The organism is Streptomyces speibonae, from assembly GCF_984686075.1.
The window spans coordinates 4375612-4397636 of the sequence record NZ_OZ480260.1 but is presented as its reverse complement, the minus strand read 5'-3'; the positions used below and the strand labels follow the sequence as shown (position 1 = coordinate 4397636).

23 protein-coding genes and 2 pseudogenes are annotated in these 22025 nt (G+C 70.6%); 15 read left to right on the top strand and 10 right to left on the bottom strand.

Going from position 1 to position 22025, the window contains the following annotated elements; all coding sequences use genetic code 11:
• Positions 1-2 precede the first annotated feature (2 nt).
• From pstC to pstB, 3 genes are read left to right on the top strand one after another with little or no spacing between them, the layout of a single operon-like run.
• Positions 3-1007, top strand: coding sequence for a phosphate ABC transporter permease subunit PstC (gene pstC, locus AC5L3C_RS19925; RefSeq protein WP_493650143.1), 1005 nt, complete (start codon positions 3-5; stop codon positions 1005-1007).
• Positions 1004-2065, top strand: a complete 1062-nt coding sequence (gene pstA / locus AC5L3C_RS19920) for a phosphate ABC transporter permease PstA (RefSeq protein ID WP_493650142.1) — start codon at positions 1004-1006, stop codon at positions 2063-2065. Before pstC ends, pstA begins: the two co-directional genes overlap by 4 nt.
• 35 nt (positions 2066-2100) lie before the next feature.
• The gene (gene pstB / locus AC5L3C_RS19915) at positions 2101-2877 is read left to right on the top strand and encodes a phosphate ABC transporter ATP-binding protein PstB (protein ID WP_493650141.1); all 777 of its coding nucleotides are present in this window, start codon (positions 2101-2103) and stop codon (positions 2875-2877) included.
• Between the two features lie 112 nt (positions 2878-2989).
• Here the strand turns inward: pstB and AC5L3C_RS19910 are convergent, their stop codons facing one another.
• Together AC5L3C_RS19910 and AC5L3C_RS19905 are read right to left on the bottom strand one after the other, a co-directional pair.
• Entirely contained in the window at positions 2990-3988 is a 999-nt protein-coding gene (locus AC5L3C_RS19910; protein WP_493650140.1) for an inorganic phosphate transporter, read from the bottom strand.
• 7 nt (positions 3989-3995) lie between these two features.
• On the bottom strand, positions 3996-4616 hold the full coding sequence (locus tag AC5L3C_RS19905) for a DUF47 domain-containing protein (RefSeq protein ID WP_125505540.1): 621 nt from the start codon (positions 4614-4616) through the stop codon (positions 3996-3998).
• Positions 4617-4855: 239 nt separating this feature from the next.
• On the opposite strand from AC5L3C_RS19905, the gene AC5L3C_RS19900 reads away from it, so the two are divergent.
• The gene (locus AC5L3C_RS19900) at positions 4856-5206 is read left to right on the top strand and encodes a metal-sensitive transcriptional regulator (protein ID WP_493650139.1); all 351 of its coding nucleotides are present in this window, start codon (positions 4856-4858) and stop codon (positions 5204-5206) included.
• Positions 5207-5445: 239 nt separating this feature from the next.
• Here AC5L3C_RS19900 and AC5L3C_RS19895 read toward each other — a convergent pair whose 3' ends face one another.
• Positions 5446-5631, bottom strand: coding sequence for a hypothetical protein (locus AC5L3C_RS19895; RefSeq protein WP_493650138.1), 186 nt, complete (start codon positions 5629-5631; stop codon positions 5446-5448).
• A 114-nt stretch (positions 5632-5745) separates the two neighbouring features.
• Positions 5746-6588: an SCO4651 family lipoprotein gene (locus tag AC5L3C_RS19890; protein WP_493650137.1), complete on the bottom strand. Its 843-nt coding sequence runs from the start codon at positions 6586-6588 to the stop codon at positions 5746-5748.
• Positions 6589-6692: 104 nt separating this feature from the next.
• Between AC5L3C_RS19890 and AC5L3C_RS19885 the strand changes: the two genes are divergently transcribed.
• Together AC5L3C_RS19885 and AC5L3C_RS19880 are read left to right on the top strand one after the other, a co-directional pair.
• On the top strand, positions 6693-6854 hold the full coding sequence (locus AC5L3C_RS19885; RefSeq protein ID WP_164555521.1) for a hypothetical protein: 162 nt from the start codon (positions 6693-6695) through the stop codon (positions 6852-6854).
• 110 nt (positions 6855-6964) lie between these two features.
• Positions 6965-7305, top strand: a pseudogene (locus AC5L3C_RS19880) (BBE domain-containing protein); the annotation flags it as partial.
• Between the two features lie 33 nt (positions 7306-7338).
• Here the strand turns inward: AC5L3C_RS19880 and AC5L3C_RS19875 are convergent.
• From AC5L3C_RS19875 to AC5L3C_RS19860, 4 genes are all read right to left on the bottom strand, one after another.
• Positions 7339-8058: a phosphatase PAP2 family protein gene (locus AC5L3C_RS19875; protein ID WP_493650136.1), complete on the bottom strand. Its 720-nt coding sequence runs from the start codon at positions 8056-8058 to the stop codon at positions 7339-7341.
• Between the two features lie 212 nt (positions 8059-8270).
• Positions 8271-9281: an NlpC/P60 family protein gene (locus AC5L3C_RS19870; protein WP_493650135.1), complete on the bottom strand. Its 1011-nt coding sequence runs from the start codon at positions 9279-9281 to the stop codon at positions 8271-8273.
• A 72-nt stretch (positions 9282-9353) separates the two neighbouring features.
• Positions 9354-10619 (bottom strand): FtsX-like permease family protein, encoded by a 1266-nt coding sequence (locus AC5L3C_RS19865; protein WP_493650134.1) that lies wholly within the window; start codon positions 10617-10619, stop codon positions 9354-9356.
• Entirely contained in the window at positions 10609-10809 is a 201-nt protein-coding gene (locus tag AC5L3C_RS19860) for a DNA-binding response regulator (protein ID WP_493650133.1), read from the bottom strand. The genes AC5L3C_RS19865 and AC5L3C_RS19860 overlap by 11 nt, the downstream gene beginning before the upstream one ends.
• A 6-nt stretch (positions 10810-10815) precedes the next feature.
• On the opposite strand from AC5L3C_RS19860, the pseudogene AC5L3C_RS19855 reads away from it, so the two are divergent.
• The 8 genes and pseudogenes from AC5L3C_RS19855 to AC5L3C_RS19820 all read left to right on the top strand — a co-directional run.
• Positions 10816-11121, top strand: a pseudogene (locus AC5L3C_RS19855) (SCO6880 family protein); the annotation flags it as partial.
• Positions 11122-11515: 394 nt separating this feature from the next.
• Positions 11516-11824: a DUF8827 family protein gene (locus AC5L3C_RS19850; RefSeq protein WP_125510268.1), complete on the top strand. Its 309-nt coding sequence runs from the start codon at positions 11516-11518 to the stop codon at positions 11822-11824.
• 200 nt (positions 11825-12024) lie between these two features.
• Positions 12025-12828, top strand: a complete 804-nt coding sequence (locus tag AC5L3C_RS19845; protein WP_493650132.1) for a DUF8175 domain-containg protein — start codon at positions 12025-12027, stop codon at positions 12826-12828.
• The gene (locus AC5L3C_RS19840) at positions 12818-14140 is read left to right on the top strand and encodes a hypothetical protein (RefSeq protein WP_493650131.1); all 1323 of its coding nucleotides are present in this window, start codon (positions 12818-12820) and stop codon (positions 14138-14140) included. The genes AC5L3C_RS19845 and AC5L3C_RS19840 overlap by 11 nt, the downstream gene beginning before the upstream one ends.
• The gene (locus AC5L3C_RS19835; RefSeq protein ID WP_493650130.1) at positions 14137-15696 is read left to right on the top strand and encodes an SCO6880 family protein; all 1560 of its coding nucleotides are present in this window, start codon (positions 14137-14139) and stop codon (positions 15694-15696) included. Before AC5L3C_RS19840 ends, AC5L3C_RS19835 begins: the two co-directional genes overlap by 4 nt.
• A gap of 13 nt (positions 15697-15709) precedes the next feature.
• A complete protein-coding gene (locus tag AC5L3C_RS19830) occupies positions 15710-17119 on the top strand; it encodes an ATP-binding protein (RefSeq protein WP_493650129.1) in 1410 nt (469 codons plus the stop codon).
• Between the two features lie 10 nt (positions 17120-17129).
• Positions 17130-18671, top strand: coding sequence for a type IV secretory system conjugative DNA transfer family protein (locus tag AC5L3C_RS19825; RefSeq protein WP_493650128.1), 1542 nt, complete (start codon positions 17130-17132; stop codon positions 18669-18671).
• A 40-nt stretch (positions 18672-18711) separates the two neighbouring features.
• Positions 18712-19326, top strand: coding sequence for a YdeI/OmpD-associated family protein (locus AC5L3C_RS19820; RefSeq protein WP_493650127.1), 615 nt, complete (start codon positions 18712-18714; stop codon positions 19324-19326).
• 30 nt (positions 19327-19356) lie between these two features.
• Here the strand turns inward: AC5L3C_RS19820 and AC5L3C_RS19815 are convergent, their stop codons facing one another.
• Positions 19357-20304, bottom strand: coding sequence for a helix-turn-helix transcriptional regulator (locus AC5L3C_RS19815; RefSeq protein ID WP_493650126.1), 948 nt, complete (start codon positions 20302-20304; stop codon positions 19357-19359).
• Between the two features lie 117 nt (positions 20305-20421).
• On the opposite strand from AC5L3C_RS19815, the gene AC5L3C_RS19810 reads away from it, so the two are divergent.
• Positions 20422-21366 (top strand): alpha/beta fold hydrolase, encoded by a 945-nt coding sequence (locus AC5L3C_RS19810; RefSeq protein WP_493650125.1) that lies wholly within the window; start codon positions 20422-20424, stop codon positions 21364-21366.
• Between the two features lie 36 nt (positions 21367-21402).
• Here AC5L3C_RS19810 and AC5L3C_RS19805 read toward each other — a convergent pair whose 3' ends face one another.
• Positions 21403-21960 carry a GNAT family N-acetyltransferase gene (locus AC5L3C_RS19805; protein WP_493650124.1) on the bottom strand — a complete coding sequence of 186 codons (558 nt, stop codon included), beginning with the start codon at positions 21958-21960 and terminating at the stop codon, positions 21403-21405.
• Positions 21961-22025: the final 65 nt, after the last annotated feature.

The window sequence follows — 22025 nt, the reverse complement described above, 5'->3', positions numbered from 1 at the left end:
CGATGGACACCACCACGCAGAAACCCGCCGCTCCGCCCACACCCGGACCGTCCGCGCCCGCCGGCCCGCCCCCCGTGCGCGGCGCCACCCGCCCCGGTGACCGGATCTTCCTCGGACTTGCCCGCGGGTCCGGCATCTTCGTCCTCGTCGTCATGGCCGCCATCGCGGCCTTCCTCACCTACCGCGCCTCGAATGCCATCGGCGAGAACGAGGCGAACTTCTTCACCACCTTCGAGTGGAACCCGACCGGTGTGCCGTCGGAGTTCGGCATCGCCGTCCTCGCCTTCGGCACCGTCGTGTCGTCGGTCATCGCCATGGTCATAGCGGTCCCGATCTCGGTGGGCATCGCCCTGTTCATCACCCACTACGCCCCCCGCCGCCTCGGCGGCACCATCGCGTACGTGATCGACCTGCTGGCCGCCGTACCGTCCATCGTCTACGGCCTGTGGGGCGTCCTCGTCCTGGTGCCGCAGATGGACGGCCTCTACGGCTGGCTCGACGACCACCTCGGCTGGACCGGCGTCTTCGACTGGGACGAGGGCCCCGCCCGTTCGCTGTTCACCGTCGGCATCCTGCTGGCCCTCATGATCCTGCCGATCATCACCAACGTCACCCGCGAGGTCTTCCGCCAGGTGCCGCGGATGCACGAGGAGGCCGCGCTGGCCCTCGGCGCCACCCGCTGGGAGGTCATCCGCATGTCGGTGCTGCCCTTCGGCCGCTCCGGCATCATCTCCGCCTCCATGCTGGGTCTCGGCCGCGCGCTGGGCGAGACGATGGCCGTGGCCATGGTGCTCTCGCCCTCCTTCGACATCAATCTCAGCCTGCTCAACGCGGGCGGCGGCACCTTCGCCCAGAACATCGCCAGCAAGTTCAACGAGGCCACGCCCATCGGCCGGGACGCCCTCATCGCCTCCGGTCTCGTCCTCTTCGTCATCACCCTGCTGGTCAACGGCGCGGCCCGCCTGATCATCGCCCGCCGCAAGGAGTACTCGGGGGCCAACGCATGAGCAACGCGACTCTGTCTTCGAAGCCCAGCTCCCTGCGCGGCGCGACCCTGCCCAGGTGGAGCATCTGGGCGATCGCGGCCGGCTCCGCCGCCGTCGGCTACGGCGTCAGCGCCGTGGCCGGACTGCACAGCGACATCCAGTGGGCCCTCATCGCCGCCGTGCTCTTCGTGGCCGGCTCCTACGGCATCTCCGCGAAGGTCGAGGGCCGCCGCCAGGCCAAGGACCGCACCGCGACCAGCATGGTGTGGGTCGCCTTCCTCCTGGCCGTGACACCGCTGGCCTCCCTGATCTGGGAGACGGCCAAGCGCGGAGTGAAGGTCCTCGACGGCTACTTCCTCACCCACTCGATGGGCGTGGTCGCCGACGCCGAGCCCGGCGGCGGCATCTACCACGCCATCCTCGGCACCCTGGAGCAGGTCGGCCTCGCCACCCTGATCTCCGTGCCGGTCGGTGTGCTCACCGCCATCTACCTGGTCGAGTACGGGCGCGGCAGGCTCGCCCAGGCCGTCACCTTCTTCGTCGACGTCATGACCGGTATCCCCTCGATCGTCGCCGGTCTGTTCGTCCTCAGCCTGTGGATCCTGATCCTCGGGATGGGGGAGTCCGGCTTCGCCGGTTCGCTGGCCCTGTCGATCCTGATGATCCCGGTGGTCGTCCGCTCCACCGAGGAGATGCTCAAGCTCGTCCCGAACGAGCTGCGCGAGGCGTCGCTGGCGCTCGGCGTGCCGAAGTGGCGCACGATCCTGAAGGTGGTCCTGCCGACGTCGATCGGCGGCATCGTCACGGGCGTGATGCTGGCGATCGCCCGCGTCACCGGTGAGACGGCGCCCGTGCTGCTGGTGGTCTGGGGCACGGACTTCATCAACGCCAACCCGTTCCAGGACCCGCAGGAATCGCTGCCGATGTACATCTACCTGCAGTGGGCCAACAGCGGCGGCTCGGGTGCGGCGTACGACCGTGCCTGGGCGGCGGCCCTGACGCTCATCGCTTTCATCATGATCCTCAACCTGCTGGCCCGCGGCGTCGCCCGCTGGAAGGCACCCAAGACCGGTCGCTGAAGGCCTCCCCCGACCCGAGAGAAGAAGTGATACCCATGGCCAAGCGCATCGACGTCAGCGGCCTCAACGCCTACTACGGCTCCTTCCTGGCCATCGAGGACATCTCGATGACCGTCGAGCCCCGCTCCGTGACCGCCTTCATCGGCCCGTCCGGCTGCGGCAAGTCCACCTTCCTGCGCACCCTCAACCGCATGCACGAGGTGACCCCCGGCGGCCGGGTCGACGGCAAGGTCATGCTCGACGACGAGAACCTGTACGGCGCCGGCATCGACCCGGTGGCCGTGCGGCGCGAGGTCGGCATGGTCTTCCAGCGCCCGAACCCGTTCCCCACGATGTCGGTCTACGACAACGTGGCGGCGGGCCTGCGGCTGAACGGCAAGTACAAGAAGTCCGAGCTGGACGACATCGTCGAGAAGTCCCTGCGGGGCGCCAACCTCTGGAACGAGGTCAAGGACCGCCTGAACAAGCCCGGCTCGGGCCTCTCCGGTGGTCAGCAGCAGCGCCTGTGCATCGCCCGTGCCATCGCGGTCGAGCCGAACGTCCTGCTCATGGACGAGCCCTGCTCCGCCCTCGACCCGATCTCCACGCTGGCCATCGAGGACCTGATCGGCGAGCTGAAGGAGCGCTTCACGATCGTCATCGTGACGCACAACATGCAGCAGGCGGCCCGGGTCTCCGACCGCACCGCGTTCTTCAACCTCGCGGCGGTCGGCCAGCCGGGCAAGCTGATCGAGATCGACGACACGGAGCGGATCTTCTCCAACCCGTCGGTCCAGGCCACGGAGGACTACATCTCCGGCCGCTTCGGCTGACCGATCCCCTCGCGGTGCTGCATGGCGGTGCCACCGCGAGGCCAAAGGGCCCGCCCCCGAAACAGGGGCGGGCCCTTCCGCTCACGCACCTGCCGGCGGGCATGCGTTGCCCCTACAAGAACGCCAAGTGCACCAACCCGAACGAAGCCGCAGCCACAGCCGCGGCCGCCGGCATGGTGATGAACCACCCAAGAACAATGTTCTTGGCAACCCCCCACCGCACCGCGTTGACCCGCTTCGTGGCCCCCACACCCATGATCGCCGACGTGATCACATGCGTCGTGGAGATCGGCGCGTGGAACAGGAACGCCGACCCGAACATGATCGACGCCCCCGTCGTCTCCGCGGCGAACCCCTGCGGCGGATCCAGCTCGATGATCTTCCGCCCCAGCGTCCGCATGATCCGCCAGCCCCCCGCGTACGTCCCCGCGGACAGCATCACCGCACAGGCGATCTTCACCCACACCGGAATCGGATCGCCGTATTCCTCGACGTCGGCGATGACCAGTGCCATCACCACGATGCCCATCGTCTTCTGCGCGTCCTGCAGACCGTGCCCCAGCGCCATACCCGCCGCGGACACCGTCTGCGCGATACGGAACCCGCGCTTGGCCTTGTGCGGATTGGCCCGCCGGAAGATCCACATGATCGCGGCCATCACCAGGTACCCGGCGAGCAGACCGATCACCGGCGACGCGAACATCGGGATGACGATCTTGTCGAGCACCCCGTCCCAGTAGACGGTCGTCCCGCCGGCCAGCGCGGCGCCGACCATGCCTCCGAACAGCGCGTGCGAGGACGACGACGGCAGCCCGAAGTACCAGGTGATCAGGTTCCAGACGATCGCCCCAACCAGCGCGGCGAAGAGGATCCCCATCCCCGTCGAGCCCTCGGGCGTCTGGATCACGCCCTCGCTGACCGTCTTGGCGACCCCGGAGCCCATGAAGGCGCCCGCGAGGTTCATCACGGCCGCCATGGCGAGCGCCACCCGAGGAGTGAGCGCCCGCGTCGACACGGACGTGGCGATCGCGTTCGCCGAGTCGTGGAAGCCGTTGGTGTAGGTGAAGAAGAGCGCGACCCCGATGGTCACGATCAGAGCAAGGGTGTCCATGAAGGGTTCAGGACTCCTTGACCGCGATGGTCTCCACCGTGTTCGCCACGTGCTCGAAGGCGTCGGCCGCCTCTTCCAGTACGTCCACGATCTGCTTGAGCTTCAGCACCTCGATGGCGTCGTACTTGCCGTTGAAGAGGTGGGCGAGCAGCTTGCGGTGGATCTGGTCGGCCTGGTTCTCCAGGCGGTTGACCTCGATCCAGTACTCCGTGAGGTTCTCCATGGTGCGCAGATGCGGCATGGCCTCCGCGGTGAGCTCCGCGGCCCGCGCCAGGACCTCGATCTGCTGCTCGACGCCTTTGGGCAGTTCCTCGATGCTGTAGAGGACGACCAGGTCGACGGCCTCCTCCATGAAGTCCATGATGTCGTCGAGGGAGGACGCCAGGGCGTAGATGTCCTCACGGTCGAACGGCGTGATGAACGAGGAGTTCAGCTGGTGGAAGATCGCATGCGTGGCATCGTCACCTGCGTGTTCCGCGGCCCGCATACGCTCTGCGATCTCGGCCCGGGCGGAGTTGTCCGCCCCGAGCAGTTCCATCAGGAGCTTGGAGCCCGTGACGATGTTGTCCGCGGACGCGGCGAACATGTCGTAGAAGCTCGTCTCCCTGGGGGTCAGACGAAAGCGCACGTGGGGTCCTCGGTATGCATCGGTGTCGGTCAGGCTGATGCTAGGCGCATCATCCGGCCACGTGTAACGGGCCGCCCCCAGTGTCGCCCATCAGGCAGAGTGATGAGCAGGGGGGCGGTCCGAGGCTTGTTTCCGGGCCGGAGCGCACCTCATTGGCCAAGGGGTCCATACCCAGGGAAGCTCGGTACCATATACCCACCAGGGGTATATGTCGGCCATCATCATCACAGGAGGACGCGATGACGACCACCGAAACCGGCGCGGACGCGCCCTCCTCCCCGGAGATCGTGACCGATCACGACCGGGGGGTGCACGGCTACCACAAGCAGAAACAGGAGCACCTCAAACGCCTGCGCCGCATCGAGGGGCAGATCCGCGGGCTGCAGCGCATGGTCGACGAGGACGTGTACTGCATCGACATACTCACCCAGGTGTCCGCCTCCACCAAGGCCCTGCAGTCGTTCGCCCTGCAACTGCTGGAGGAGCACCTGCGCCACTGTGTCGCGGACGCGGCCGTCAAGGGCGGCGACGAGATCGACGCGAAGGTCAAGGAGGCGACCCAGGCCATCGCCCGCATGCTGCGCACCTAGTGCCGCGGCAGGCAACGTTTGCCCGTCAAGGAGCGGCGTCCGGTGCGTGCTCTCGGCGTGCCGGCCGGAAGTCCTCGTACTGGACGTACTTGGGCTTTCGGCCGGTGCGGCGAGAGTGCGTGCCGGGCATCGCGACGGGGCGAACGTTGCCTGTCGGGGCACTAGGGTGCCGGACCGACGGTGCGGCCGTCCGGCGCGGACGGCTCAGTCGCCGCTACCGCGGTCGCCCTGCTGGCCGGCTAGGACGGGGGACCGGCGGACTCCGCCCGTGCCTCGGCCACCCGCAGCACCTCGTCGATGCTCTCCAGACTGAGCCGGTCCTCGGCGGCGGAGGCGGCGATGATCAGCTCACCGCAGAGCTCGATCTCGGCGAGCGCCACGTGGTCCTGGACCGTCCCGCCCCTGAGCGGAGTCACGCGCCTCACCCCATCTCCGTCGTCACCGACTTCCTAGAGTAGGGAGCGGCCTACGCACCGCGCATGGCACGGAAGGGCTAGTTCACGCCGGTCACATCCGGCCCGTACGGACCGGCCCCGGGTTCATTCCGCGGCGATCCGGCCGGCGTAGATGTCCTCGCCCTCGGGCAGCCGTACGTCGGCCGGGGTCCCGAAGTCGTACAGCAGCGTCGTCGAGGCGACCGCGACGGGCTCGTCCTGCCGGCCGTTGACGAAACTGAACCGGTGACGGACCTTGCGGATCCGCCCCTCGTCGTCGAGGTAGACGTCGAACGGCACGCGCGCGGTGGCGAACCCTTTCGCCGCCGCGCCCAGCGGCCCCCGGTTCGCCTCCGTCGCCGACCGCGAGGCCTGCTCCAGATCGGCGGTCCCCCGGTAGTGGCGCACCTTCGCCCCCGCGACCTCGGTCCGCCCGACGAACTTCGCCGAACGCGTCCCGCGCAGCACCTCGGCGGCGGCGAACGGATCGGTGGCCCCGCCGGTGACGAGGTTGCCGTCGGACAGCGTGCCCGTGTCCACCCGCACCCACTTGTCGGCGGGCACGCCGGCTCCCCGGTTCTTCATGAACAGCGCTCCGGGGGCGAGCAGTTCGGTGATGGGCCGGCGGACCGTCTCCCCCGCGGGATCCTGCGGCAGCAGCACCTTCAGCCGGCCGAGCCGCTTCCGGTAGTCGTAGACCCCCTGGCCCCGGATGGTGACCCGGGTGCCGCCGGTGGCCATCTCGAGGGACGTACGCGCCTTGGAACTGCCCGCCTGCACCAGCGCCTCGGCGGCTTCCCGCAGCACCTCCACCGGATCCCCGGCGGGCGCCCCCCGGGTCACGGCGTCGCTGCGCGCGCACCCGGCCGCCCCGAGGCCCAGACAGCACACGACCCCGACACCGGCCACCACGCCGCGCATCCGCCAGTGCTGCTGCCGTCGAGCCATGCCTGCCTACCCCCGCTCCGTCCGACACGGGCCGCCTGTCGCCGGGGTTAACGACCGGTATGTGGCCCCGTCACGCCGACACGCCGGGCGCTACGGTGGTCGGCGTGCCAGAACAGGACGAGGAGCCGCCGCCGGGCCGACACGTCACCACCACCACCGAACAGGGGCCCTTCTGCCTGGCCCGCTGCACCTGCGGCTGGCGTGGCCCGGCCAGAAGGGCCAGAAGCCAGGCGCGCAAGGACGCCAAGAACCACACCCCCGAGTGACACGACGCGGCACCCCGCCGACGCCGGGCCGCGCACCACCCCCGCCCAGCCCTCCACCAAGGGAGGCTCACATGAACCGCCGCACCTTCCTCACCGGCACGGCCGCCGCCGGCACGACGCCCGGCCGCTCCCCCGAGGGCGCCCTGGACCGTGAAACGTACGCGGCGTGCTCGGACTTCTTCGACCGTCCGCTCGACCCGGCCGGGATCGACACGCTGCCCGGCCGGATCGGTGCCGCGCGCGGCGCCTCCGGTGCCGCCGCCCGGTCGTGGCTGACGGAGACTCACCGGGCCATGCGCCCGCACGCGTCCGGAGCGGCCCACCAGAACTACGCGGACCCGGACCTCACCGACTGGCGCCGCGCCCACTACGGCGACGCGGCCCCGCGCCGGCCCGGCTGAAGCGGCGGTACGACCCGGACCGCGTCTTCACCTGTCCACAGGGCCTGTGAGGATCCGGGACGACGTCACACGGTCCCGTCCGCTCAGGCGGCCAGATCCCGCTCGTCCGGATCCGAGCCGGTTCCCTGCGTTCCGTACCGCGCGCCGGAGGCCGGCCGCCCCCGCTCGCCGTCCTGCCGCTTCCGGGACGCGATCAGCCATCCGCCGCGCGGCGACCGCTCGATCGCCCGCATCAGCGGGGTCAGCAGCGCCATGGCCAGCGGCGACAGCAGCAGCGCGACCGCGGTACCGAGCGCGAGCCCGCCCACCACGTCGGTCGGGTAGTGCACGCCCATGTAGACGCGGATGAACCCGCCGAGCAGTCCCAGCACCAGGCCGATGATCCCGAGCCGGCGGTTCGCCAGGAACAGTCCCACCGCCAGTGCCATGCAGAGCGTGGCGTGATCGCTGACGAACGAGTAGTCGTCCTTGCCGTGGACGAGGACTTCCAGTCCCTCGTGGTCGTTGAACGGCCGTGGCCGCTCCACGAATCCCCGGATCGGCACATTGACCAGCACGGCGATTCCGGCCGCGAGCGGGGCCCACACCAGGGCCGCCACGGTCGGGGCCGCGTCCTCGCCGCCCCGCTTCCTGACGCCCCACCAGCACCACGTGAGCAGACCCAGCAGGGCGAACAGCAGGCCGTACTCGCCCACGTACTCCATGAGCCGGTCGAACCACGGCGGTGCCTGCTTGGCGAGGCCGTTGATGTCGTACAGCAGGTCGACGTCGGGGTTCGACCCGGAATCGGCGAGTCCAGCCATGGTGCTGCGGCCCCTTCGTCATCTCTCTCGGCGCGCGAGTGCACGCCGTTCCTGCCACCACCCCCGTGGTTTGCAGATCCACTCGTCCGCTCGGTTACGACAACAGGAACGCACGGCCCCCGTGAATACGTTCCACGCTCCACCGAATGATCACGCAGACGTTATCGAAGAGAGACGCGTCTCCGCAGCTCAGGGGGAGGGTTAACGCTCCGCTACGCCTTCGTGGGCAATGCTTTCGCGCCATCTTCGGTGACACGGGTGGCACCAAAGTAGTCAGGAGTGTCGATCGGGTCGAAACGGATCACGGCACCCGGCCGGGGCGCGTCGATCATGTACCCACCGCCGACATAAATGCCCACATGCCGGATGGCCCGTGAATTGGTGAGGTCGTCCGAGAAGAACACCAGATCGCCCGGGAGCAGTTCGTCCCGCTTCGGATGCGGCCCCGCGTTGTACTGGTCGTTCGCCACGCGCGGCAGCGTGATCCCCACGCTCTCGTACGCCGCCTTCGTCAACCCCGAGCAGTCGAAACGTCCGCCCTGCTCAGCGGTGCCGTTGCCGCCCCACAGATACGGGGTGCCGAGTTTCTTCTGCGCGTACCCGATCGCCCCGGCGGCCTGCTCCGACGGGTCGACCCGCCCCACCGGCGCGGCGAAGCTCTTCTCCAGGGCGCGGATGCGCTTGACGTAGTTCTGCGTCTCCTTGTACGGCGGCACGCCCCCGTACTTGATCACCGCGTACGCCCCGGCGTTGTACGAGGCGAGCATGTTTTCGGTCAGATTTCCGCCGACGTCCTTCACATAGGAGGCGAGGGTGCAGTCGTACTTCGCCGCCGACGGGATCGCGTCCTTCGGGTCCCATACGTCACGGTCGCCGTCGCCGTCGCCGTCGATGCCGTGCGTCGCCCAGGTGCCGGGAATGAACTGGGCGATGCCCTGGGCCGCGGCGTGGCTCTGCGCCCGCGGGTTGAACCCGCTCTCCTGGTAGAGCTGCGCGGCGAGCAGGGCGGGGTTGATGGCGGGGCAGAGGTTCCCCCACGTCGAGACGAGCTGCTGGTAGGCGGCCGGCACGCTGCCCTTGGCCAGGGTCTTGGTGGCCCCGCCGGCCACCCCGCCGGCGAGGTTCCCGGCGACGACGTAGACCCCGACGACGAGCAGCATCACGAAGGCGAGCGCGGAACCGACGGCAAGGGTCACGCCGACCCACACCTTACGCACCGTCAACCACCCCTCACCGTCCGGCAGTCCACCGCCGCACGTCAGTGTAGAGGCGGGACGCGCTCTTGGGGGGTTCCGTCAGCGGCGGAGCGCCTCCACCGGAGGGATGCGGGACGCCTTCCAGGCGGGGTGGATGCCCGCCAGCAGTCCGGTGGCCAGTCCGATGGCGGGGGCGGCGACGACGGTGAGCGGATGGATGACCGCGGTCCAGTCCCGCAGTACGGCCACCCCGACGACCACCAGGGTGCCGAGGCTCGTGCCGACCAGCCCGCCGACCAGACCCAACGCCGCCGACTCCGTGAGGAACTGGGCGGTGATGTGCCGGGCCCGTGCCCCCAGCGCCCGTCTCAGCCCTGTCTCGCCCGTGCGCTCCAGCACCGCCACGAGGGTGGTGTTGGCGATGCCGACGGTGCCGATCACCAGGCAGATGCCGGCGAGCAGCAGGAACAGCCGGTCGAGGTCGCCGCCGACTCCGCCGCGCAGGGTGCGGGGGTCGGGGGGCCGTACCACCTTGAAGCGTTCGGGATGGGCGGGGTCGAGCGCGGTGGCGGCGTTGTGGGCCACCTGCGTGGCGGCCCCCAGCCGGGTGGAGATGAGCATCCGCGCCCTCTCCCCCCGCACGGGGCCGCCCCGGGCACCATCGGCCCGTCCGCGGCCCGCGCCCCGGCCCGTTCCTCCCTGGCCTCGGCCAGGTCCTCGGCCGCGCGGTCCCGGTCCGTGCCCGGTTCGGCGTCCTGCCAGGCGCGTTCCATGTCCCGGACCGCGCGTTCGGCCTCCTTCAGCCGCTGCGCCCCTCCGGGTCGGCGGGCACGGGGTCGTAGCCGAGGGCCGCGTACGGCTTCCGTACCGCCTCCTTGGTGCCCGGGCCGAAGGTGCCGGGCGTGTCCCCGCCGACGGGAAGCCCCGCTTGCGCAGGGCCGTCTGCAACTGCCGGACGTCGTCGCCGTGGGCGCCGGGCCGCAGGTCCCGGTAGACGGGGAGGGCCCCCTTGAGGGCGAACAGCGGCCGGCCGGAGATCTCGACGAGTGCGGTGGCGGGCTCGACGGAGTCGCCCTGAGCGGCCATCACCTTGGTCACGACCGGGGATACGGACTCCTTGCCGGAGGGCCCCGGCGAGGAGACGGCGATCGTACGGCCGGCCTCCACCGTGCCCCTGATCACCACGGTGTCCGTCAGCACCCGGCGCTCCACGGGCGCGGTCAGCACGTCCGGTGCGGGCGGGCCCGCCTCGGCGGCGACCTGCTGCGGGGACTTGACGTAGGCGGTGGAGGCGAGGCCCGCCACGGTCAGGACCACGGCCGACGCGCAGACCCCCACGGTGACCCGGACGCGGTTACGCGGCATCCGCCACTCTGTTCCCGAAGGCACCGGCGGCGGGCCGGCCGGACCGGGGAGCGGTGGCGCGCATGTCGGTCCAGCCCAGTTCCTGCGCGCGGGCCCTCAGCGCGAACCGCCCGTTGACGTTCAGCCGCACCATCAGCGCGTGCACCCTGCGCTGCACCGTCCGGTGCGCGAGGCCCAGCTCGCGTCCCACGCGCGCGTCCTGTCCGTACGGATCGTGCTGCTCGCCGGCCTGCCCATGCTGGCGCTGGCCGCGGTGTACGTGCCCTACCGGGGCCGCACCTTCTACAAGTGGTTCGAGATCAACCGCAGCTACAAGCGCACCGTGCGCCGCGGCGCCACCTACCGCTCCGGCGCCGTCGAGGCCGGCACCCGCCTGGACGGCCGCGAGGTGGAGATCGGCACGCCCCCGGGCATCGGCAGGATCACCTGGCTCGCCGCCCCCTTCGGCCCCGACGAGATCGCCGTACTGCTGCACGCGGACCGCAAGACGAGCACCCAGGCCAAGCGCCCCGAACTCGCCGCAAACCGGCCCAACAAGGCCGACTCACGTGCGACAGCCCCCCGACCCCGCAGCCCGCTCACGCTTTCAGGTGAGAGCCGCGGCCCCGCCTGTCCCCTCCGGCCGCCACGCGACCCGGGTCACGCTCACAGCTTGTTGCTCACCATTACCCAGCGTGATACACAGAGTGACGATACGACTCTTCACCCATCTCTTCGCCCACCGGTGCGCGCCCCTGCCGGGGTCCGGCGCGCGCCGGTGGCAAGCTATTCGTACGAAACCCGCCAACAGATGACGCCAAGTCGACATACGACAGCGGCATCGTCGGCGACAATGAGGCCTGACCTCTGCACACCGCAGGGGACGCGGAACTACCCATACGGGGGCGGTGACTTACATGTTCTTCGCGGCCGACGAGGGAGACATCAACACCATCATCGGGGGAATCGCCCCGGACTGGGGCCCCTTCGGCAGCCTGGGCAACGAGGCCAAGATCATGATCGAAGTGGTCATGGCGGTCGCCATCCTCATCTGCCTGGCCATCGCCATCTGGGGGGCGGCCAAACAGCGCATCGGCGCCACCGCGTTGAGGGACACGTTCAGTGCCGAACAGGGCAAGGGCCTCATCATCGCGGGCCTGACGGGCGTCTTCATCATCGGTTCACTCGGCACACTGTTCACCATCGTGTACGGCATGGCCGTATAGGTTCCGCACCATCGGTCCGACCGGGCACGCCCGGCTCCCCCTCCATCCCACCCGCCCGTCGTGCCCACCGGCTGAGGTTGCGTTTCCCTGATGTCCAGTCACCACACCGCGCCCGAACGGCAGCCGGCCCGGCTACCGTCGTACGTGGAGTACCCGGAGTACGAGGTGTACCCGCACGACGCTGAGGGGGCGTACGCGGCATGAGTCTCGGAGACGACACGGGCCGGACCCGCACCCGCCTGCCCGAAGGAGGCAGCGACCCGTACGGCGGCGCGCGCAGAGGCGGCCGTTCGTCGTCGCGCAGCCTCGTCACGGTGGTCGGCGTGGTGGTGCTCCTCATCGCCGCGATCGCCTTCGCGAACCGTGGAGGCGACGATTCCGACGCGGAGGAGGGCTCCGGGGACTCCCCCAAGGCGGCGGCGACCGCCCCTTCGGGGCAGAAGCCGGTGGGCACGAAGACGGCGGGCATCCCGTCCGGCTTCGCCCACGACCGCCAAGGGGCACAGAGCGCGGCGGCGAACTACGCGGTGGCGCTGGGGTCCGCCGAGATGTTCGACAAGGAGCGGCGCGACGCGATCCTGCAGACGATCATCGTCCCCGACCGGGTCGCGGACTTCCAGGCCACCCTGAACCAGGCGTACACACCGGAGTTCAACAAGAACGTGGGCCTGAACGAGGACGGCACCACCCCGAAGGGCTTCACCTTCGTCTCCCGCACCAGCCCGCTCGGCACCAAGGTCACCGAGTCCTCCGCCGACACCGCCACGGTCGAGGTCTGGTGCGGTGGCCTGCTGGGGCTCGCGGGCGAAACCTCCACCAATCCGGTCACCAGCAGCTGGTTCACCATCACCATGCAGCTCCGGTGGGCCGACGACGACTGGAAGATCGTGACCCGCTCTCAGAAGGACGGCCCGGCACCGGTTCCCGGCGACGAGCGGGCCTCCAGCGCCGAGGAGATGGCCCAGGCCGTCCAGGAGTACGGAGGGTTGACGTATGCCCGCTGACCGCCGCCTGCTGAGCCTGACGGGTGCCCTCGCGGCCGTCCAGACGACAGCCGTCCTGTTCGCCACGCGGGCCGTCGCCGCTCCCACACCGTCGCCGACCCCGACGGGCAGCAACGACCCCTGCGAGCTGATCGACGGCCCCGCCAAGGACTACTGCGAAGAGGGCCAGGGCAGCGGAGCCGACGGTGCCGGCACGCTCGACGACCCCACCACCACCCTCGACCCCCTCGCCTCCCTCGCCAAGGGCTGCGCCGACGCCGCCGCCTGGACCGTCGACCAGCTCAGCGCCGCCGTGGAGGCGACCGCGGACGTCGACTTCACCAACGACACGTTCCTCCAGCAGTACGCCGTCGTGTTCGCCGCGTCGACGATCCTCACCCTGCTCCTGTGGCTGCTCGCGGTCGCCAAGCGCGCGGTGCGGGGCGTCCCCCTCACCACCGCCCTCTCCGAGGCGATCGGCTTCCTCTGGCTCACCGTCCTCGCCTCCGCCTTCACCCCCCTGGTCCTCTACACCGTCGTCTCCGCGACCGACGGCGTCACCGACGTCCTCGCGAACGCGACCGGCGATCAGACGGACACGTTCTTCGGCACGTTCTCCGGCGCGCTCGAGAAGGGCGACGACATCGGCGGCGGACCGATCATGCTGATCGTCGTCTCCCTCGTCTCCATCCTCGCCGCCGGCGTCCTCTGGCTGGAGCTCATCATCCGCGCCGCCCTGCTCTACGTCGGCGCCCTCCTCGGCACCGTCGTCTACGCCGGCCTCGTCGACAAGAACCTGTGGGGCCACGTGCGCCGCTGGGCGGGCATCATGATCGCGGTGATCCTGGTCAAGCCCGTCATCGTGATCGTCCTCGGCCTCGCCGGGGCCCTGTCCGCCGACGACGGACCCGACGCCTTCTCCGCCGTCGTCTCCGGACTGGCGATCATCCTGCTCGCCATCTTCGCCTCCGCCATGATCTACCGCTTCGTCCCCGGCTTCGGCGACGAGATCGCCGGCTCCCGCAACAACCGCATCATGCAGAGCGCCGAAGGCAAGGCCGCCGCCGTCATCAGCTCCCCGGCGACCCTGGTCGCCCAGGGCATCAAGACCCACAGCAGCCGCGCCGACAACAACGGCGGCGGCCAGTCCTCCGGCCCGCGCCCCTCCAACCCCGCCTCCGGCGGAGTCGCCGCGCACAGCTCACGCCCGTCGAACGGCGGCGGAGGCAGCTCCTCCGCCACCCCCGCACCCCGCTCGGGCAGCCCGGTGAACACCCCCCACGCCAGCAACAACCGCGACAGCAGCAACCGCACGGGAGGTGAAGGGCGTTGACGACCGAGTCCCATCTGTCCCATCCGGTCACGCCCCGCCGTACGTATCTCATCGGCCGCGCCCGGCCGAACGCGATCGTCGGCCGCAATCGCGAGACCGGAGAGATCGCGCTGATCGTCCTCGGCGCGTTCCTCGGCATGATGTGCGGGCTTCTCGTCCCCGTCCTGTCCGTACGGATCGTGCTGCTCGCCGGCCTGCCCATGCTGGCGCTGGCCGCGGTGTACGTGCCCTACCGGGGCCGCACCTTCTACAAGTGGTTCGAGATCAACCGCAGCTACAAGCGCACCGTCCGCCGCAGCGCCACCTACCGCTCCGGTGCCGTCGAGGCCGGCACCCGACTGGACGGCCGCGAGGTGGAGATCGGCACCCCCCCGGGCATCGGCAGGATCACCTGGCTCGCCGCCCCCTTCGGCCCCGACGAGATCGCCGTACTGCTGCACGCGGACCGCAAGACCGTCACCGCCGCGATCGAGATCGAGGGGCCGGGCGTCGGCCTGCGCGACTCCGAAGACCAGGAAGCCCTCGTCGACCGCTTCGGCACGCTGCTCAAGCACGTCGCCAACGGCGACGGCTTCGTGACCCGCCTCCAGATGCTGGCCCGCACCCTGCCCGCCGACCCCGACGCCCACGCCAAGGACGTCACCGTCCGCGGCGACGACAAGTCGCCGCCCTGGCTCCAGCAGTCCTACGACCAGCTGCAGTCCATGGTGTCGACCAGCAGCGAGCAGCACCGCGCCTACCTCGTCGCCTGCATGCACTACACCCGCGACCTGGCCGCCGAGGCCAACACCATGGCCCGCGCGATGCGCGGCCAGGGCGGCGGCAAGGCCGACCGGGACGCCGGGCTCGCCGTCGTCATGGCCCGCGAGCTGACCGACATCTGCTCCCGGCTCCAGGAGGCCGACATCCGCGTACGGCAGCCGCTCGGCCAGAGCAGACTGTCCTCGCTGGTCCACTCCATGTACGACCCGGACCACCCCATCGACCACATCCAGGCGATGACCCAGCGCAACGCCTGGCCGGCCGAGCTGGACGCCACCGAGCCCACCTACCTCCAGGCCAAGACCCGCGAGTCCGCCACCCGCGCCCCCTGGTGCCACGCCACCGCCTGGATCAAGGAGTGGCCGATGACCCCCGTGGGCGTCAACTTCCTCGCCCCGCTCCTCGTCCACACCCCGGACGTGATCCGCACGGTCGCCGTCACCATGGACCTCGAACCCACCGAGGTCGCCATCGAGCGCATGCTGACCGAGAAGACCAACGACGAGGCGGAGGCGTCCCGCGCCGCCAAGATGAACCGCACCGTCGACCCGCGCGACATCGCCGCGCACAGCCGCCTCGACCAGCGCGGCGAGGACCTCGCCAGCGGCGCCGCGGGAGTCAACCTGGTCGGCTACATCACCGTCTCCTCCCGCACACCCGAGGCCCTGGCCCGCGACAAGCGGACCATACGGGCGTCGGCCGGAAAGTCGTACCTGAAGCTGGAGTGGTGCGACCGCGAGCACCACCGCGCGTTCGTGAACACACTCCCGTTCGCCACCGGCATTCGAAGGTAGGGGCTGAGCCGCCATGCGGGATCCGCTGTCCGTCGTCACCGACGCCTTCACGTCCTTCCTGTTCGGGAAGGTCGAGACCACACGGCTGCCGGTGCGCACGTCCACGGGACAGGCACAGGCGGTCTACCTGCCCACCGCCGCCCCCGGCCTCGGCGACTCCGGCGTCATCATCGGCCGCGAGGTCTACTCCGGCAAGGGCTACATCTACGACCCCTTCCAGCTCTACGGCCAGCAGCTGCCCGCACCGCACTGGCTGGTCCTCGGCGAGTCCGGCAACGGCAAGTCGGCCCTGGAGAAGACCTACGTCCTGCGCCAGCTGCGCTTCCGCGACCGCCAGGTCGTCGTCCTGGACGCGCAGGGCGAGGACGGCGTCGGCGAGTGGAACCTCATCGCGCAGGAGCTGGGGATCACTCCCATCCGCCTCGACCCGACGGCCGCCCTCGACCACGGCATCCGGCTCAACCCCCTCGACCCGTCGATCACCACCACCGGCCAGCTCGCCCTGCTGAGGACGATCATCGAGGTCGCGATGGGCCACGGCCTGGACGAGCGCGCCGGCTTCGCCCTCAAAGTCGCGCACGCCTACGTCAACGAGTCCATCGTCGAACGCCAGCCGGTGCTCTCGGACATCGTCGAGCGCCTGCGCCACCCCGAACCCGAGTCCGCCGAGGCGATGAACGTCGCCATAGACGACGTACGGGCGTGGGGCCTGGACGTCGCCCTGGTCCTCGACCGCCTCGTCGACGGTGACCTGCGCGGCATGTTCGACGGCCCGACCACGGTCGGCATCGACCTCGACGCCCCGCTCACCGTCTTCGACCTGTCCCACATCGACCGCAACTCCATCGCCATGCCGATCCTCATGGCGATCGTCGGCGTCTGGCTGGAGCACACCTGGATCCGCCCCGACCGGAAGAAGCGCATCTTCCTGGTCGAGGAGGCCTGGCACATCATCAACAGCCCGTTCGTCGCCCAGCTGTTCCAGCGGCTGCTGAAGTTCGGCCGGCGGCTCGGCCTGTCCTTCGTCGCGGTCGTCCACCACCTGTCCGACGTGGTGGACGGGGCGGCGGCGAAGGAAGCCGCGGCCATCCTGAAGATGGCCTCGACCCGGACCGTCTACGCCCAGAAGGCGGACGAGGCGAGGGCGACCGGCCGGGTGCTCGGCCTGCCCCGGTGGGCCGTGGAGATCATCCCGACGCTCACCCCCGGCATCGCGGTCTGGGACGTCAACGGCAATGTCCAGGTGGTCAAACACCTGGTCACGGAGACCGAACGCCCGCTGGTCTTCACCGACCGCGCCATGACCGAGTCCTCGGTCGACCTCACCGACGACGCCCTGCGCGCCGCCGAACTCGAGGCGGAGGAGCGGGCGGCCGCCTTCGTGGAACAGCACATCGGCGACTCCGAATCGACGGTGGCGTAGGGGGAAACGCGTGAGACCGGACGATCACCGTGCACAGGGCCGGACCGGCCAGGGCGGTATCCCCGACGGGCTGCTGATCGGCATCCTCGCCTTCCTGATCGGCCTGACCGCGATGGTGTGGACGGCCACGGGCCTCGCGGGCCTCCTCGCCCACGGCCACTGGCCGTCCGGCGTCACCTTCACCCGCACCCCCGTGGCCTTGCGCCACCTGATCACCGCACCGCAGGACCTGCCCGCCGCCTGGCCCGACGCGCCGGAGGCCGACCTCTCCGGGTACGGCCTCTTCTGGGGCCTGTTCATCAGCCAGCTGATGATCCTCGCCGTCCTCACGGTGTTCGTCGTCGGCACGCTGGCCCGCTGGAGAGCCGTACGGGAGAGACGGCGCGCCGCGCGGGCGGCGGGAACCCCCCGTTCCGGCCCCGCCCGGCGCCGTGCGCCCGCGCACGACCCCGCCCCCGAGCCCCAGCCGGCCCCCGCGCCCCCGCACGAGGTACCGACCCCCAGGGAACCCGACCGGCTGGAACAGAAGACCCCGGAGCCGGTACCGGCACCCGAGCCGTCACCCGCGCCGCAGGAAGCACCGCTCACCGGCGCGCCGACGGACGCGTGGCACACCCCCCGCACCGAAGGCGCCGGCCTCCGCTACGGCCCCCCGGCCACCCGCCACACCACGGCCACCCAGGCCATACGGGACGCCGCCGGCCCGGCGCTGGTCATCACCTCCAACCCCACCCTCTGGCACGACACCAAGGACGCCCGCGCCAAGCTCGGCCCCACCCACCTCTACGACCCCACCCACCTCTGCGACACCCCCGCACGCCTGCACTGGGCCCCCACGGCCGGCTGCGAGGACAAGCAGACGGCCGCCGCCCGCGCGGCCGCGCTCCTCGCCCCCGTCCGCCCCTCCTCCCGCCTCGACCAGGCGGTCAGCGACACTGCCGAGACACTGCTCCGCAGCTACGTCCACGCCGCCGCCGTCGACGGCCGCACCGTCCGCCACGTCCACCGCTGGGCGCAGGGCCTCCAGGTGCACGAGGCCGTCCGCATCCTCCGCACCAGCCCCAAGGCCGCCCCCGGCTCCGCCGGCGAACTCGAAGCGGCCCTCACCGCCCACCCCGAACGCCGCGACATGGCCCAGCAGCTCACGACGCGGGCCCTGTCCGCCCTCTCCACGGTCAACGTCCGCGAGGCCTGCACTCCCCACCGAAATGATGCCCTCGCCTTGGATTCCTTCGTCGACGAAGGGGGCACGCTTTATGTTGTGGGCGAATCCATCGAGGATCCCCGCACCAGCCCGGGCGCGATGCCCCTGCTGACGGCGCTCGCCTCACACGTGGTCGAGCACGGCCGGCGCATGGCCGAACGGTCATCCTCCGGTCGGCTCGACCCACCACTCACCCTCGTCCTGGACGACGTGGCCGCCGTGGCCCCGCTCCCCCAGCTCCCGGAACTCCTGGCCACCGGCACGGACCGCGGCCTGCCCACGCTCGCCCTGCTCCGCTCCCGCGAACAGGGCAGAGCCCGCTGGCCGCACGACGAACTGCCGGTCTGACCCGGCGGGCCCGCCGCCTTCCCCCGGGCACTAACCTGCGATGGTGACCGGAACCGAGCTGGACGAGCTGATCGTCGCTGACGGCGCGGCGCTGCGCGCGTGGCTGCTGGACCAGCACACCACCTCTCCCGGCGTGTGGCTCGCCCTGACCAGGAAGGGCGGCTCCGTCACCACGCTGACCTGGCAGCAGGCGGTCGACCAGGCACTGTGCTTCGGCTGGATCGACGGGCAGGCCCGCAAGCGCGACGAGGAGAGTTCCTGGAGGCGGTTCACCCCGCGCCGGCCCCGCAGCATCTGGTCCCGGCGCAACGTCGACAACGTGGCCCGGCTGGAGGCGGCGGGCCTGATGACGGACGCCGGACGCGCCGCGGTGGACGCCGCGAAGGCCGACGGGCGGTGGGCGGCCGCCTATGCGCCGTCATCGGAGGCGGAGGTGCCGGCCGACCTGCTGGCCGCGATCGCCGCCGACCCGGCGGCGCAGGCGATGTTCGAGGTCCTCACCAAGACCAACCGCTACACCCTGGTCCACCGGGTCAACGCCGTCAAGCGGGCCGAGACGCGCACCCGGAAGATCGCCGAGTGCGTCGCGATGCTGGCCCGGCACGAGACGTTCCACCCGCAGCGGGCCAGGCCGGCGGACCCGTCGACACCATGACCGGCCGCCCCTGAAGGTCTCCCCCGGCGGTCAGCCGTATCGTTCGACGAGCGCGTTGCCGATCGAGGCCAGGTGGTCCCGGACACCCTCGGGGCCGGTCACCTCGACCCATTCGACCAGCCCGGCGAGCTCTCCGGCGAGCATGGACTCGCTGTGGCCGCGGATCCCGACCTCGATGCGGCCGTCGGCCGTGGACCCGCCCACGTCGAGCCGGCTGCCGAACGCCATCCGGAGCACTCCGATCCCGTGGGGCGGGCATACCGCCTGGACCTCCAGCGGCGTCCGTCTGCGGTCGACCTCGTCGGCGATCTCGCGCCAGCTCTCGGCAAGGTCGAAGTCCTCAGGCCGGCGCACGGGCTCGTCGGTCGGGTCGGCGGACGACACGCGGTCGATCCGGAAGGTCCGCCGTCCGGTCCCGGTGTCGGAGACGAGGTACCACACCGGCCCCTTGGCGACGATGCCCAGCGGGTGGACGGTCCGCAGGGTGTCGACGCCTTGACCGTCGACGTAACCGAGCCGCACCTGGACGCCGCGGATCACCGCGTCCTGGAGTGCGTCGAGGAAGCGGGGCGGCCGGTGCTCGACGCGGCTCGCCCCCCATTGCTGCGGGTCCACGACCAGCGACGACGCCGCTGCCTCGGCCTGCACCCGGAAGGGCTCCGGCAGCGCGTGGACGAGCTTGCGCAGAGCCGCTTTCACGGCCGGCGTCGCAGCCGAGGCCGGGCCGACGGCCAGGAACAGGGCGCGGGCCTCACTGGCGGTCAGCCCGGACAGGTCGGTACGGGCGCCGCCCACGAGGCGCCACCCGCCGCCTCGGCCCTGCACGGAGTACACGGGCACCCCGGCCATGGCCAGGGCGTCCAGATCGCGGCGGGCGGTGCGCTCGGAGATCTCCAGCTCCCGGGAAACCTCCGCCGCCGTCACCTGCTCACGCCGCTGCAGCATCAGCAGGATGGCCACCAGCCGGTCGGTTCGCATGCCGACAAACTCTCACACAAACCGGTCATGGGATGACCGGTTTCGGGCCGCAGGATGGCGTCACGACCTCACCGAGGAGGTCGGCCACCGGCGGACACCCGCAGAGAGAGAAGGCACATGTTCCATCCAGCAGATTTTCCCGAGCCCACCCTCATTCCGGTCAAGGGTGTGGAACTCGAGGTCTTCGAAGCAGGCCGGGAGAACGCGGGAAACCCCATCGTGCTCTGCCACGGCTGGCCGGAGCACGCCTTCTCCTGGCGCCACCAGATGCCCGCCCTGGCCGCAGCCGGCTACCACGTCATCGCACCGAACCAGCGGGGCTACGGCAACTCGTCCCGCCCGGCCGAAGTGACGGACTACGACATCGCGCACCTGTCGGGTGACCTCGTCGCGCTCCTCGACCACTACGGATACGAGGACGCCACCTTCGTCGGTCATGACTGGGGTGCGTTCGTCGTCTGGGGACTGGCCCTGCTGCATCCGAACCGGGTGAACAAGGTGATCAACCTGGCCCTGCCCTACCAGGAGCGCGGGGCGAAGCCCTGGATCGAGGCCATGGAAGAAATGCTCGGCGGCGACTTCTACTTCGTCCACTTCAATCGGCAGCCCGGCGTCGCGGACGCCGTGTTCGAGGAGAACACCCACCGGTTCCTTCGCAATCTGTACCGGAAGAACGAGCCCCCCAGGGAGCCCCGGCCGGGTATGGCGCTGATCGAGCTCGCCCGAGCGGAAAGGCCACTCGGTGATCCCGTCATGAGCGACAGCGAACTGGCCGTTCTCGTCTCCGCCTTCGAATCCTCAGGATTCACGCCCGGCGTGAACTGGTACCGGAACCTGGACCGCAACTGGCGCCTGCTGGCGGACGTGGACCCCATCATCCACCAGCCCACCCTCATGATCTACGGCGACCGCGACGTGATCGCGAGGTCCGAACGACTGACGGACTTCGTGCCGAACGCGGAGGTGGTCAGCCTGGACTGCGGCCACTGGATCCAGCAGGAGAAGCCGGAAGAAACGAACCGGGCCATCCTCGCATGGCTGAACCAGCGGGCTGCCGCCTAGCGACTCGCGATCCTGCGTGCGCACCCCGGTGCCGGACTACCGGTCCGGCACCGGCCGCTCCACAGCGAGCTCCAGCTCCAGATCGTCCGGCTCGTCCCCCAGCGACATGGTCACCCCGGTCTCGACGAAGCCCGCCTTGCGGTAGGACCCCAGCGCCCGCACGTTGTCCGCGTGCACGAGCAGCCGCACACGCTCCGCCCCTTGCCCCCAGGCCCACTCCAGGGCCGTATGGAACAGCGCCTTCGCCAGCCCGCTCCCCCGGTACCGGGGATCCACGTACACACCCACCAGGTGCCCCTGCCGCCGCGCGACGACGGACCCGGTCCAGTCCGTCGAACCGGCCTCCTCGATCAGCACGGCCGCGTTGGCGACCCAGCTCCCGTCCGCCGTCTCGGCGATGAGCTGCTGCGCCCCGTTCGCCGTACGCTCCTGCCACCAGGAGTCCGGCCGGGCCACGGCCTCCTCGTAGGTGTCCATGTACGCGATGTGCGCGACCGGGTCCCGCAGCGCGACGAGCCGCAGCTCCCGCGACGCGGCCCACTCCTCCGGGCGCACCGGCCGGATCACACAGTCGTCGGTGGGCATGGCAGTCATGGCCGCCACCGTAGTACCGGGGTACCACCTCCCTCACCCGAAATACGGCCCGCGGCCGTTCTCCC